This is a genomic window from Maribacter sp. R86514 (assembly GCF_044597005.1).
GTDB lineage: Bacteria > Bacteroidota > Bacteroidia > Flavobacteriales > Flavobacteriaceae > Maribacter.
This window is the reverse complement of sequence record NZ_CP138999.1, coordinates 2,085,668-2,100,486: the sequence shown is the minus strand read 5'-3', so window position 1 is coordinate 2,100,486 and position 14,819 is coordinate 2,085,668. Positions and strand designations below refer to the sequence as shown.

At 36.5% G+C, this 14,819-nt stretch carries 8 protein-coding genes; 1 reads left to right on the top strand and 7 read right to left on the bottom strand.

Annotated features, from left to right (window positions below):
* Window positions 1–8: 8 nt before the first annotated feature.
* From rhaM to SJY30_RS09160, 7 genes are all read right to left on the bottom strand, one after another.
* Window positions 9–323 (bottom strand): L-rhamnose mutarotase, encoded by a 315-nt coding sequence (gene rhaM / locus SJY30_RS09190; RefSeq protein WP_396635251.1) that lies wholly within the window; start codon window positions 321–323, stop codon window positions 9–11.
* Between the two features lie 31 nt (window positions 324–354).
* A complete protein-coding gene (locus SJY30_RS09185; protein ID WP_396635250.1) occupies window positions 355–1,647 on the bottom strand; it encodes an alginate lyase family protein in 1,293 nt (430 codons plus the stop codon).
* 9 nt (window positions 1,648–1,656) lie between these two features.
* Window positions 1,657–2,778 (bottom strand): glycoside hydrolase family 105 protein, encoded by a 1,122-nt coding sequence (locus tag SJY30_RS09180; protein WP_396635249.1) that lies wholly within the window; start codon window positions 2,776–2,778, stop codon window positions 1,657–1,659.
* A gap of 31 nt (window positions 2,779–2,809) precedes the next feature.
* Window positions 2,810–5,365 (bottom strand): hypothetical protein, encoded by a 2,556-nt coding sequence (locus tag SJY30_RS09175; protein WP_396635248.1) that lies wholly within the window; start codon window positions 5,363–5,365, stop codon window positions 2,810–2,812.
* Between the two features lie 62 nt (window positions 5,366–5,427).
* On the bottom strand, window positions 5,428–7,617 hold the full coding sequence (locus SJY30_RS09170) for a glycoside hydrolase family 3 N-terminal domain-containing protein (protein ID WP_396635247.1): 2,190 nt from the start codon (window positions 7,615–7,617) through the stop codon (window positions 5,428–5,430).
* Between the two features lie 125 nt (window positions 7,618–7,742).
* Entirely contained in the window at window positions 7,743–8,423 is a 681-nt protein-coding gene (locus SJY30_RS09165) for a hypothetical protein (protein WP_396635246.1), read from the bottom strand.
* A gap of 89 nt (window positions 8,424–8,512) precedes the next feature.
* Window positions 8,513–11,359: an alpha-L-rhamnosidase gene (locus SJY30_RS09160; protein ID WP_396635245.1), complete on the bottom strand. Its 2,847-nt coding sequence runs from the start codon at window positions 11,357–11,359 to the stop codon at window positions 8,513–8,515.
* A 351-nt stretch (window positions 11,360–11,710) separates the two neighbouring features.
* Here SJY30_RS09160 and SJY30_RS09155 point away from each other — a divergent pair, with 351 nt between their 5' ends.
* A complete protein-coding gene (locus SJY30_RS09155) occupies window positions 11,711–14,776 on the top strand; it encodes a hypothetical protein (RefSeq protein ID WP_396635244.1) in 3,066 nt (1,021 codons plus the stop codon).
* The last annotated feature ends 43 nt before the right edge of the window (window positions 14,777–14,819 follow it).

Sequence of the window (14,819 nt, the reverse complement as noted above, 5' to 3'; positions counted from 1 at the left end):
GTTTGTCCTTATTCCATGTAAAATACCTCGTCCAAAGCTTTTGAAACCGGGGAGTTATCTGCATTGGTATCCATAAGATCTGCCATATATGCCCACCATTTCTTTACAATCGGGTTTTGGCTTAGATTCTGTGAACCACCATCGCCTGACACTTTTTGAAATGCAAAAAGTGTGTTCGTATCTTCATCTAAAAAGATGGAGTATTCACTTACGCCAGCTTTCTTTAGCAGTTCTTTTAGTTCTGGCCATATTTCATTGTGCCTTTTGGTGTATTCTTCCTTAGCACCGGCCTTTAATTTCATTTTAAATGACAATCGTTTCATCTTAATAATTGTTATGGTTGGTAATAATATATTAACGATTACAAGGGTATAGCAATAAATCTAAATGGTCTATTTCCTTAACGTCAAAACCAAGTTTACAATACTCGTTTATACTTAACATGCTACCTGTGTTTCTAAACATTTGTTTTAGTCTTTTAACAGCGTTATCCATGCTGCCCAATTGCTCAAAAGACCATTGATTTTGGGTGTTTAAAAAGGGTAATAGGTATAGGTAAGCTTTTTGTATATCGCCGGTATTTGATCGGTAGTTCCATATATCTATTTGAATACCATCTTTTCTACCAAAAAAGGCAAGTTTTGTCAATCCTGTTAAATTTAAGATACTGTATGTTAATGATTTTGTTCGTTGAAGTTCATGGGTTTGCTTGCCATCTGCTTCAATTTGAGTTTCAACTCGTTTGTCAATTACCGATGTTAAAACATTTTTTGCTTCGTCAGTTTTGTCTAGAAATAGGAGTAAGGCTACCACTTGCACGTCATAAAGAGTGGCATGATTATTTTTTCTCGAATTTTCCAATTGCCCAAGTTCACTTGTTTGTAACCAATTTAGATAACTGTTTAACCAGTCCTTAAGTTTATTACCTAGACTTGAATCTAATGAATTGTCTAATTCTAAAATTTCAATGGCGGTGATGATATGTGTAATTCCTGAAAACTCTATTATTCCAAAACATCTTCCTTCACTTAATCCAGGTACCCCTTGTGCATAATTTAAATTGGGATTCATTTTTGTCTCTGCGTCTACGAACCATACTTTAAGAAGCTCTTTGGTTTTTTCGGCGTATTTAATGTCTCCAGAAAAAAAATATGCCAATGAGAGAACTTTAACGTTACCCATCATTTTATCTTTAATAGGTTCATCGACGTTTTGACCTCTTGTCAGTGGATTGATTTCACCATCTTTTCTGATCCAAGGTAAACCATCATCTTTACTAGGGTCTGGCCACCAATAGGGTGCTAAACTTAAATAATCGTGCTTATCACCGCTAACTGCAACCTGCTTTTTGGTAATCACCGAAAAACTACCTTCGTTCAATGCTTTATCTGCCGCTTTGATGAGTGCTTTATAAGCAGGTAGAAAATCATCATCTTTTTCTCTAATTGCTAGTTTTACTTGAGAGAGCAGTTTGTAGTCGTAAACAGTAAGCTCATTACCAACTATAAGCCCACTAGGCTTAGCCGAATAAATAGTAGGAACATCGTCTTGTAATGCACCTACCTTTTTTTCTTTTTTTTGACCAGAAGCATTAATGATGATGAACACTAATAAAAGTAAAGTAGCTTTTAAAGTGTTGTTGTTCATCTAAATAACTTATTTGAGTTTTAAGATTTCACTACCAGCCAATAAAAATGCCCCAGTACCATAATTTTGCCAGCTATTCGCCGAGGCAGGTTGAGGATCAGCACCTATATCTTGTACCCAGCCAACCATGCCATTTTCATGTTGGCAAGCAGCTAATGCTTGCCATGCCTTGGTTACTGCAGGCGTATATTCTGCTTTATTCAAAAGCCCATTATTTATACCCCATGTCAACGCAAAGGTGTAAAATCCACTGGCGCTAACTTCACCATGATTAAAAGATTCGGGTGATAGCAAACTAGTACGCCATAGACCATCTTCTTGTTGTAGTCCTTTGATTCTGGCCGCCATCTTTTTATATAGGTTGACATAAAAATCTCGGTGTTCATAATCTTCAGGCATATCAGATAGTATTAAAGCTAATCCGCCAAGTACCCAACCATTTCCTCTGGCCCAGAATATTTTCTTTCCATTAGGTTCTTTCAAATCTTTCTTATTTACACCCCATTGATAACGGGTATCCCTTGCAAACAAATTTTCTTCTTCGTCATACAATTTATTATAGGTTTCCGTGTAATATTTATGCATGGCATCTAAATATTTTTGTTCACCTGTTTGTTTTGTATATAGAGTAATTACCGGAGGTGCCATAAATAAAGCATCACACCACCACCATAGTATTTTTTTTTCTGCATGTTTATCTGTACCGTCCTTCCAAGCATTTGGTTCAAAGAGGTGTATGTCTAAAAATTCTTTGGTGGGAGATAAGTCTACAAGATTTTTTCTAGTGGAGTTTGCATAAAGGTAAGCATATGAAATAGCGACATCATCTGCATGATGGGTACGGTACAATGGTTTCCAGTCATTAGTATATCCCATTGTTTTTAGGGCGGCTAAAAAGATAGGATTATTTGTTGTTTGGTGCGCACGTGTAACGCCAATATAATAAGCACCGTTTGTCCAGTCTGTTGGTGCCAAAGCAAATATTGGGTGTGCCTCTTGCCATTCTAAGGCCTTCACCATAGCTTGTTCTATGTTGGTTTTGTCTAAATTTTTTTGTGCAGATATTGTTACACTGTAAAAGATAGAGAGTACTATTACTGCAGTAATTTTTCTGAATTGTTTGTTTTTCATTTTAAGTTGTTTAATTAGAATTAATAGCTTTTTAGTTATAAGTTTTTACGCTGTTGTCACGACTTTTAAGTGTTATACTGCTTTTAGCTTTTACGTTAATTTCATCATTTCTAAAATCAATGAATACTGCCGTAGGTTGACCTGAGTTTGATTCTAAAATGGTATTCTTAAACTTTAAGTAAGAACCTTCACCAATGTATACGGTACGTAAATTATTATTTTCATCTGCTGTTATAACTGCATAACTACCGGTAAATATCACATCTTTGTTGGTGAAAGTGGCCTTGTTTGAGTCTTGAATAAGAATTAATTGTTTTATATCTGCTTTATCCACAGTACTGTAAACCTCAAACCCTTTAAATATGTGTTCTTGTTCAATCTTTTTGACAGAGGTAATACTTCCATTATTCCCTTTAATGGGTTCGTATATTAAGGCAAAAGGATTTTGCCATGCTTCGTCCTTTTTGCGAATCACTAGTGTAGGGGTTTTGGCAGATTTATAAGGTTTAGGTCCTTCTGTGGTTGGTGGTGCCAATACAGAAGTATATTCCCGATTTTCTGCACCAAGTATAAAAGCCTTCATTCTTATTGGTGCGGGGTTTAATTTATTTGCCGTGAACGTAGCGGTAATATTATTCGATGTCGGTTTTGAAGTTTCGATCGATTCAAAATAATGCCAACCTGGGTGCTTTGCTTTCTTATTATTCGTCCATGGTTTATCTCTTGAATTCAAAAACCTATTTTTATCTGAAAATAAGGGTAATGCTTTTTTACCTGAGGCTATACGTAATGATTCTCCTATATTATGATAAATATAGTCGTGATACTGATTAGGAAGAGATGATTTTGATCTAAAAACGTCTATATAATATCCAGTTTTTGAAGAGGTTCTAACAATACCTAATGTTCTTTCTTGAAGGGCTTCGGTTTTGTCACCCTTATCATCTTTAAATCGTGTTATTGAAAAGGAATTATAAGGTGAAATAGCCTCTGTTTTAGGTGCTGGTTCAACTGCAATTTTTTCAACGGTATTAATTTCTAAACCTGCCCAACCACCTTTTCCTTCAGATGATCCATTAACGATTACGGTATTATTAGATGCAAATAATCGATAGTAATTTTCATGAATTTCGGTGCGATATTTACTTCGACCTGACTTGCCGCCTAAAACAAAACCTTTTCCGTACAACTCCATAAACATACCTGTAGCATGCCCATGAACATAATGCCCACCACCTACAAAACCCATAAGGTCGTCTTCAGCATTTTGACTTTTACTTAAGTTACGTTGCAAAAAAATTCCGGCAAAAGGTAATTCATCGGTAACGGGTAAGGGGTAATCTTTTACGCTACACTCAATTTTAGGTTCGAACCAAAGTAGTTTAGTAGGTTCATTATAAAACCTTGCACCATAACTTCGTTCACCTAATTGAAATCTCTTATATTTGCCTTGGGCTATATTACTATTTAAAAGTGACCCATAAATATTTACGAACTGTTCTTGTTTTTCTAGTTTGGATAAATAATAAGCCGTTTCATAAGCATGGTAGTTAGGACTGTATTTACGATGACCGTCACCAAAGAGTATGGTTTCTTCTTTGTTAGGATAGGTCATGTAAAACGGTTTAGGTAGCGCTTCTAGAATTTGAGGATACTTTTGACCTAAATGTAATGACGGGTCGTTCTTTGTCAATAAGGTCATTAAATAGGTCAAGAACGTATTTACTCCGTTAGAATAGTTAATACTTTCTGGCCAGTCACCATTATACTCTAAATAGTGTTCTGCAATTTTTTGTAATGCATCTTGATGTTCTGTATTAATAGTCAAAAAATAGGGCAGAAGCTTTTTACGCTCATTCTCGTCATCTAATGCAAGAATGTTACCTACTAGACTGGGCGATTCTAATATAGGCCAGTTACAATTTATAATACCGCGTTCAAGAGCCAGATCGACATAGGTTCGAAATATTTTTTGACCATCTTCAAAATTATAGGGCACCATAGCTGTTTGCCCTAAGTCATATACTTTACCATTGTTGTTTAAGTATTGATATACGAAATCGTAAATAATGGGTAGTTGAGCACCAATTTCTCGAGCTTCTCTAAGGTGATCTTTTGTATACAACCAGCCTGCATTATGGTTTTCTTTTGGCTCCGGAAGCGCTAATAATCCTTTTGAGATATTAAATAAAACCGACCCAGAATATTCTGCATATTGTTCATCATCTGTTAAAAAATAAAGAACTCCACAATCAATTGCGGTTTGCAAATAATGCATTATGGTATTTTGCTGTACCCTTTCTTTTCCCTCAAAACTCACATAAGTATGTAAAGGAGGAAAACCTGATGGTTTAACATCATTATAATTCCAAGGTAATTTTTTTAGATAGGTCTCTTTATTATTTAGGTATGCTTTGAGATCATTTTCTACCCTTTTCGTAAAGTTTTTATAATAATCGCTAATCTCACTATTGGTCTTAATTTTATTGAGGACAATAGGTTTATCAGCTTGTTTTACCCAAATGGAAGGTCTTTCAACCGTCTGAGATATAACAGTCGTATAACAACATAAAAAAGCTACTAGCATCAGTTGCCCGATACATGTATGCCTTTTTAATAATTTAATTATTATACAGCGTTTGTACATGCCTATTTTTCTAGTCTAAACTTCGTTGTTTTTACCTCTTGTGAAGAAGAACCGATCATAATAGTATAGTCACCGGTTTCTAATATTTTCTCCATAGTAAGACCTGTAAATTCTAACATTTTAGGAGTTATGGTAAAGGTTACCATTTTAGATTCACCTGGCAAGAGCTCTATTTTTTGAAAACCTTTCAATTCTTTATCTGGTCGTGTTACTGTACCTATATCATCTTTAATATAAAGCTGAACCACTTCTTTAGCCTTCATTTTGCCAATATTGGTAATTGTGGTACTTACGCTTATTTCACTTTTCGGGGTAATCGTTTTGTTTGATATGTTCAGATCACCATACTCAAACTGGCTATAACTTAAACCATGACCAAAAGGATAAATAGGGCCATCTTCAAGAAATAGATATCCTTTTTTCTTATTAATTTCCTTCATACTATAGTGAAAGGGAATTTGACCAATTGATCTAGGTATGGTTACTGGAGATTTACCTGATGGTGAAACTTCACCAAATATTATTTTTGCAAGTGATGAATCGCCTAACTCGCTCAAATCCCATCCGTCTAATATTGCATCTGCTTGTTCTGAAATTGTATTGATTGAAAGTGTTCTTCTATGCTTTAAAACCACAATTACAGGTATGCCTAAAGCTTTTATTTTTTCAATTAATTCATCTTGTGCGCCAACAGGGTCAATTGTTGAACGGTCTCCGAGGGCATTATTAAAAAACGCTTCTTTTGAGGTGAATTCATCTCCGCCTAAAAAAAGAATGGCAACATCTGCTGCTTTGGCCATATCTACCATTTTGTCCAGTGTACTTTTACTTGTAGGTACAAGTTGTGGTACACCTGTGTTCTGATCGGTCAATTCAAAACCTTTATCTGCAGTGAAAGTTACTTTATTGCCTGCAACCGACTCAAAAGCTTCTTTGGTTCCTTCATTTAATAAAGGTCCAAGTAATGCTATTTTTTGTGTTCCTTTTTGAAGTGGTAATGTATTCACTTCATTCTTTAAGAGAATTATAGATTCTAAATCTGCTTCTTGTGCTAATGATAATGAAGCTTGTGAACGTACTTCTTTTTCAACTTTTTTGATATCTACATAAGGGTTGTCAAAAAGACCTAAAATCATTTTAGTTCTAAGTACCCTTTTTACCGAACGATCAATCATTTTCTCTATACTAGGGTCCTTTTTTACCATTTCGGGTAAATATGCATACGAATCTTCAGCATAAAGATCAATATCTATACCTGCCGCTAAACCTAATAGAGCAGCCGCTTCTGGAGATTCGGCTACTTTCATAAAGTAATATAGTCGGGCTATATCGTTAGAGTCTGAAACTACATAACCATCAAAACCCCATTGGTCTCTAAGTATTCCTGTAAGTAGTTCTGGGTTGCCGTGACTTGCAATTCCGTTTAAATCTCCATGAGATGCCATTATGCCCAATGTTCGGGCTTCTTTTACCGCTGCTTCAAAAGGAGGGTAGATTTCATCTATCAATGTACGTGGAGATATTTCTATTGCCGCAAAATTTGATCCACCTAGAACTTGACCATAACCAGCAAAGTGTTTTGCTACAGCACCAATATGTGTTCCATTACCCAACCCTTCATAGTTACCTTGTACACCTTTTATGGCGTTCACGACCATTTGTGTAGTCAAGTAGGTATCTTCCCCAAAGGCTTCCGACATTCTTCCAAAACGAGGATCCCTTACCAAATCCGCCTCGGGTGAATGGCACATATGCATACCTCTTAGTCTTGCCTCTTTTCCAACAACGTCCCAAACACGACGTACCAAATCTGGGTTAAATGATGCCGCTGAAGTAATAGGCCTACCAAATTTAGTACAACCTTCTGCATCTACTCCATTATATGATTCTGTCACGAACAATGCCGGTATTCCCCAACGATTACTTTCAATAATATATTTTTGAAGTTCGTTGTTTAGTTTAGCGGCTGCTAGTGGAGATATGTGCTCACCAGGATTTTTTATTCCCGCAATACCAAGCTTTAATTTTTCGATTACCCGTTCAGATAGCTCCATATTTCCTTTCTCGTCTGATTTAACACCGATATTGGCATGGAAAATTCGCATTTGGGCTACTTTTTCTTCCAATGACATTCTTGGTAAAAGGTCATTTACCCTTTCCTCAATAGTAAGAGATGCGTCTTTGTAAGGCATTTTATTTTTTTGCGCCGATACACCGAACGTTATTAGGGAGAGGAAAAATAAGATGTGATATTTCATTGGTTTCATTAGTGTTGGATTTCTGTTGACTAAAATATTTTAAGGTGCTATTTAATTTTCTAAGGTCTTACAATGGTACTTCTGTCTGCATTTTGTGCTTCTGTCAATGTTTTTCCTTCTAAGAACAAAACAAAACGGTCTAAAGCATGAAATTTAGAACGACCGGAAACTTCCATGGTATAAAGGCCCGGCTCATCAAATTTTATAAAAATATTGTGCGGGTCATTATCGCTGGTATTTGACCGCCATAACCATTCGCCTAAACGGTTCATATAAATTTTTAGCCAACCGTTTGAGCTGCTGCCCTCGACAACCGGTGTTTTTTCAACTCCTTTCGGGTATACTATACTACCTTCGCGTTGTCCAAAAAAGTCCGCCGCGTCTGGAAAGCGAAGCCATGAGTCATTTCCTTCAGATTGTATATCGCCTTCAGAAATTCTTGAACGCCAAACAAACTGATAGGTTCCTGGTGTTGTAATATTCAATTTGTAGACCAAAGTACCTATGCCGGGCGTATTAAAATTATCTTCTTTATTCCATCGTAGATAACCAATGCCTTCAAAATCATTTAATTTATTTCCACGTTCCCATTCTAAATCTCCCTCTACTGATTCAAATTCAACGCTAATAATGCCATTATTTTCCATATAGCTAATGACATCTATTTCGGTGTTAGTTGTGTTGGGCTCATCTGTTTCATCTTCGTCTGTGTTAATATTATCCTCTTGTATTTCCTGCATGGGCTCATTTATCACGGAATCTGAACTACAAGAGAACTGTAATGTCAAAAAACTGAATAGCAACATTATTTTAATAAAGAAGTTCTTTATCATTTCTTGTAGCTTATTTTGTAAGTTCCCGAGCCTAATCTAACCTCATTGTTACTGATCGGTTCTTGTTGAAAAGTTTGCCAATCTGTACCATTGATCTTTAAACTGTTTTTTTCATTTTCGTTCAATGGTAATAGAGCTGTGGTGTTGAACGGTACGCTTAATTCCATTATAAAATCACCATCTTCTAAAGACCATTTAGAATCAATATTACCATAAGGTGTTGGCACAGAAACTGCTGTATGGGTTAGTGATTTTGGGAATTTTGGATCTACAATGAATTCTTTATAGCCCGGTTTGTCCTTAGATGATTTTATACCTCCTAAGGATTCGTAGAAATATGCTGCGAAACCACTGTGCATTGGGTGATTTAGTGAATTTGTAGGTCCTTCCATTTTCTCCCATTCAAATTGACGTTCTGGCCATGTTGTAAAGCCGGAATTCATAACATACGTTTGACTAGGAAATTCTGGTGTTGTTAAAATGTCATATGCTAAATCTTCTTTACCGTACTTGGTCAAAACAGTATAGATATATCTGTTACCATGAATACCTGTGGCATGATGACCGCCCTTTACCTCGGTAATGTTATATGCTAAGCCGTTCACCACTTTTTGTATATCGTTTTCTGGTACCATACCAAACTGCAAAGCTTGTACGGTTGCGGTCTGACTTTGATACCACTTATGCTCAGTGTTTGGAATATTTTTAAGATATGCCTTGTTGAACGCATTTTTTAAAGAATCTTTTTCTTCTTTCATCTGTGCTTCAAAAGCTGCATCATCGTTCATTTTAGCAAAAGTTTCCATAATTCCCAATACATCATAGAAATAGGCGTTAGCGGATATGATGGGGTCGGTTTCCATGGCGCTCGGATTTAATCTTCTGTCCCACAACGGCGGACACCAATCGCCCATACCGTCTTGCATGATTCCGTTTTCATCTTTAAAGGATAGATAGAAGTTAGTTAACTCTTTCATCTCCTCGTAGTATTCCTTAACTATGGTTTCATCTCCATAATACCTATAACTGTACCAAGGTAAGTACATGGTGGCAACGCCCCAGTCTATTTTAGCGTAAGTGGATGTTCGTTTACCGGGAGCAATCATTGTTGGTACTTGAAATTTAATATCTGGATTATTATGCCCTTTTGTTGGTCGCATTTGGGTGCGTATATCTTCCATGTATTTACTATAAAAATCATGCATGTCATAATTATAAAGTGCATATTCTGCAAATGCATGAGAATCGCCCAGCCAACCACATTTTTCTCGGTGTGGACAATCTTCGGGAATACCATGTAAATTATCAACTATTGTCCACTTGCTAATGCTATGCATCTTATTGAATAATTCATCTGAACTAGTGAAACTGCCTGTTTCATTTATGTCGGTAGCTACTAGTACAGCTTTTATCATATCTGCATTTGGTTTTGAAGATACCCCCTTTACCTTCGCATATCTAAAACCATGATAGCTAAATTTAGGTTCCCAAGATTCGGGTTCGTTACCTTTACAAATGTATTCGTACACCTGTGGCATACCATTGGCCCCGCCGCCCGTAGAACCTTTAAATATATCTGAACCGTCTGTTAAAAGTGCCTCGGTAGTAATTACTTGAACTAATTGCCCTTCTTTTTCTTGTACATTTAGCTTGACCCAACCTGCTATGTTTTGGCCGAAATCAACGATCCATTCACCATCTGCTCCTTTAAAAACCTCTTTTGGTTCTAATTCTTTAAGTTTTTTGATGGCAGGTATTTGCTGCGCACTAATTGTTCTTAATTCGGGTGTGGCTATTTTCGGGTTGCTCCAATCTTGATCATTAAAACCTACGGTGTTCCAACCAGTTATTTCATGCCGTGCATCATAAGTATCGCCGCCGTAAATATTGTTGAATACAATTGGGCCCGTAGACTCTTTCCAAGTATCATCGGTATAAAATTCAGCTTCTTGACCATCGGTATAGGTAACCTTTATTAAAAGTTTTACTGAAGGTTGGCCATAGGATAAATCTTTTTCAGATTCAGGGTCGTTTTTCCATGAGATATTTTGACCATAAAATCCATTTCCTAGTATAATGCCTAAGGCGTTGGTGCCTGGTTCTAGAATATCTGTAAGGTCGTAGTCTACATAATATGCTTGCTTGTCATAATTAGAGGGTGCAGGGTCTAAGACATGATCTCCAACTTTACTGCCATTTAAGTATAGTTCGTAATAACCCAAACCACAGATATACGCTTTGGCACTTTCTATTTCTTTAGTTACATCAATTTCATTTCTAAAATAACTGGCAGCGAAACCTTTAACGGCAGTAGGTTTACTCATTTTACCGGTTTTGTAATCTCTGTATTGGTGTGGAGATGTTCTTTTGTCTTCGTTTAATGTTATCCATGCAGAAGAACCCCAATCTCTTTCGGTTTCAAGACCCGCTTCAAATTTTTGTATTTCAGACCAATCGGATTCTTGTTCTTTTTCATCCCATATTTTAACTTTCCAGTAATAGGTTTGCATAGGTTTTAAAGGCTCACCAGTATAGGTGATAAAAGTTGATTTGGCCGAAGTGGTTTTGTTAGTGTTCCAGATATCGGCTTTGTCTTTATTTAATAAGTTTTTTTTACTTGCAACAAGAAGGTGGTATGCAGATTGCGATTTGTTAAACCCTTTTGATGTTACGGTCCATGAAAAAACGGGTGTATTTTTTTTACTGTTTTGTAAATTATTAGCGGTTAGTTTATTAAAAGATAAGCTTACTTTTTCAGTAGTTTGATTACAGGAACTCAACAATAAAAAAATCAATATGAAGCCAAGCTGTTTTGATTGATAAAAAATTTTTGACAATGCCATAATTAAGATATACTAGTTCTTGTTTATTAGATAATAATTAAGGCAATGTACTTTTTTTGTACTGTTAGTGTATCCTGTACTATATGGTTAAATTGTAGGTGAGCTTAATAACTTAAATTCTTGCATCTAGATTTTTTGCATAATATAAATGTGAATAAAACTATTGCCTATCTTGAAACAAGATCGGTCTAAGTGATGATAGTTCAAAAAAGTGTTATGTTACTAAATGTTTTATTTGTTAACTTAAAATTCTAATTATTAATAAATAAGTTGTTGCTTTTTTGCGATATCAGTACAGTACAGGATACTTTTAAGAAATCATTAAGATAATTTTCGTGAAAACCTCACAAAATGAAAAAAATTACTCTTAATTCATTATTAATTTGCTGTTTTACCCTCATTACACTAGTAGTGACGGCACAAAACGTACCACCCTCTGATGGGATTTTTAAATTACAAAATGTTGCTACAGGGCAATTCTTAACAGATGCTGGTTCAAGCACGTCTCCGGTTACCTTGTCAGATTCAGGTGACGAACCAAGTACACATTTTACGTTTGTAGAAAGTGGGTCATATTATAATATAGACAGTGAAATTTCAGGAATTTTACGTGCGCCTGGCGCTGGTGGACCAGGAGGTCCTTATGTAGTTGTAAGTACTCTAAAGAATCCGCCAGCAGCGGATACCGATAAAACGTGGACAATACAGTATAGTGCAGCTACCGACAGCTATAGATTTGAATCTAGAACCGCGGGTAGATATTTGTATCAAAATGAAGATGGAACCGTAACTCATTCTATAGTCGATGCTACTGATGATCGTAGTAATTGGAAACTTATTCCGGTTGTTGAAAATCCTGTTGTACAAATTCCTTTAGGGACAACCCTTCTGTTTCAAAATGTAGAGACAGAAGGGTACTTATCTACCTCGGCAGGGAGTAATCAGCCCATAACCATGGCTGATTCAGGAGAAACTGAGAATACGCGTTGGACGCTTGTAGAAAGTGGAGACTATTATAATATTGATAGTGAAAGTGAATTTGGTGCTACAGGAATATTGCGTGCACCAGGTGCTGGTAGTTCAGCAGGTCCTTACGTAGTTTTAGGCACCTTAAAAGCTCCGCCGGTAGCTGATACCGATAAAACTTGGTCAATAGAATATAACGGTTCTACTGATAGCTATAGATTTGGCTCTAGAACCACTGGTAGATATTTATATGAAAATGAAGATGGAAGTATAACCCATGCTGTAGTTTCAGATACGGATAATAGAAGCAATTGGAAACTTATTCCTATTGTGGAAACGCCAGAAGGGGCAGCTATAGATGAAGATATTAATCCAGATTTATCCTGTTCAGGTGAATTTGACAATAACAATACTAGAAATTTTGATATTCCAAACCCTGAAAATGTAGGGGTCATGGATGACAGAACTTGTTATTCTGATTATAGTGAGGTTTCTGTCAATGGTAAAACTTGGGGTGTATATAATATTACCGATGGATCTAATCATATTGATGCACCTAATACGTTGCAACCCAGAATGGAGCGTTCTTTAAATAGATCTCAAGAAACTGGTATTGGAAGTTTTGCAAGATTTAAAGGAATTGTTAGAATTCTTGAAGTTGGTGATGCAGGTTCTATTAACCAAGATGGAAGCTATTTAATACAAGCCAAGGGAAAACATACAGGCGGAGGAGGCTCAGCAGACCCTGCTATCTGTTTGTATTTAGCGAAGCCTGTTTATGGTACAGGTGAAGATGCAGATAAACAAGTAGCCTTTGATATCTACGCCGAACGTATCTTGGAACGAGGAGGTTCAGGTAGCGGTAGAGAAGTTGTATTCTTAAAAAGAGTGGCTAAGAATGCGGAAATTGATTTTGAATTAGAGGTTGGGTTTAGAGCTGACCCTAACGATGCTTCAAAAAAAATACATTATTGTGATGCAGTTATAGGAGGGGATGCCTTTAATTTCAATATTCCCGACCCGGAAAGAGGACTGCAATCTGGTATTAGATATGGTGCCTACCGCGTAAAAGGGGGTAGAGCTCAAATAAGATGGGCAGAAACTACCTATGAAAAAGCTGAAGTTGTGGATGAAAACCCCACTGGTCCTGAACTTACAACTGATGTTGTTGTATTAAGAAATGTAGAAACAGGAGAATTCTTAACCACTGGAGCAGGAAGCGCTCTACCCGTTACCATGTCAGATTCAGGTGGGGCAGAAAATACACAATGGACGTTTGTCAAAAATGGAGCTTTTTACAATATAGATAGTGAAAGTGAAACTGGAGGAACCGGAATTTTAAGAGCACCTGGTGCTGGTGGTCCGGCAGGTCCTTATGTAGTAGTATGTACCACAAAAGCTTCGCCAGCAGGCGATACCGATAAAACGTGGATTATTAGTTATGACGAAACTTCTGATACGTATCGATTTGAATCTAGAACCTCTGGCAGATATTTGTACCAAAATGAAGATGGAACGGTAACACATAGTAAAGTACCCGCAACTGATAACAGAAGCATATGGGAAGCCATACCATTAGGTGAACCTTTACAATTAGAATTAGTTTCTACAAATGTTAGCTGTGCTGGCGCAGATGATGGTACGGCCAGTGTTTCGGTTACTGGAGGAATAGCACCATATACCTATTTATGGAGTACTGGTGAAACAACGGAAACCATAAACAATCTTGCATCAGGCACCTATTCCATATCGGTTACTGATGCTTTAAATGCTACGATAATGGCAAGTATAGAAATAACCGAACCTAGTAATATAGTGGTGACGGTATCGGATAATGCGGTATTGTACGCAGGATATGATGGAGCACAACAATGTGCTACCATTGGAATATCAACCATTACAGGTGGAGAAGGACCATATAATTTTACATGGAGTACGGGCAAAACAACTGAAATGATTGATGTTTGCCCAGATAGTACACAAACCTATATGGTAATTATAACAGACGCTAATGGCTGCGAAGCGACCGCGGAAATAACGGTTGAAGTAATTGATGTAAGTTGTGGAACAGATAAAAATCCAAAGGTACTTATTTGCCATAAGGGTAAAACAATTTGCGTTGCACAAGCGGCAGTACAAGCACATTTAGAACATGGTGATACACTCGGAGCATGTAATGGAGATTCTGATAATGCAGAATTGAGTATACGTACTTATCCAAACCCATTTACTACTTCTATAAAGGCCAATATTGAAACCAAAACAAATAGCACTGTTAAATTAATACTGTTAGACAATAGCGGTAATAGCATTGCTGAAAAAACGCAACGTATTAAGAAAGGTATTGAAACAGTTGAGATATCATTAAATACCTTGTCAATAGGTACCTATTATTTGCAGGTTTATATAGATAATGAACTTTATAGTTCGGAGATTTTTATTAAAAATTAAACATATTCATTTGAATAATCTTTTAAGAGTTAAAAGAGACTGT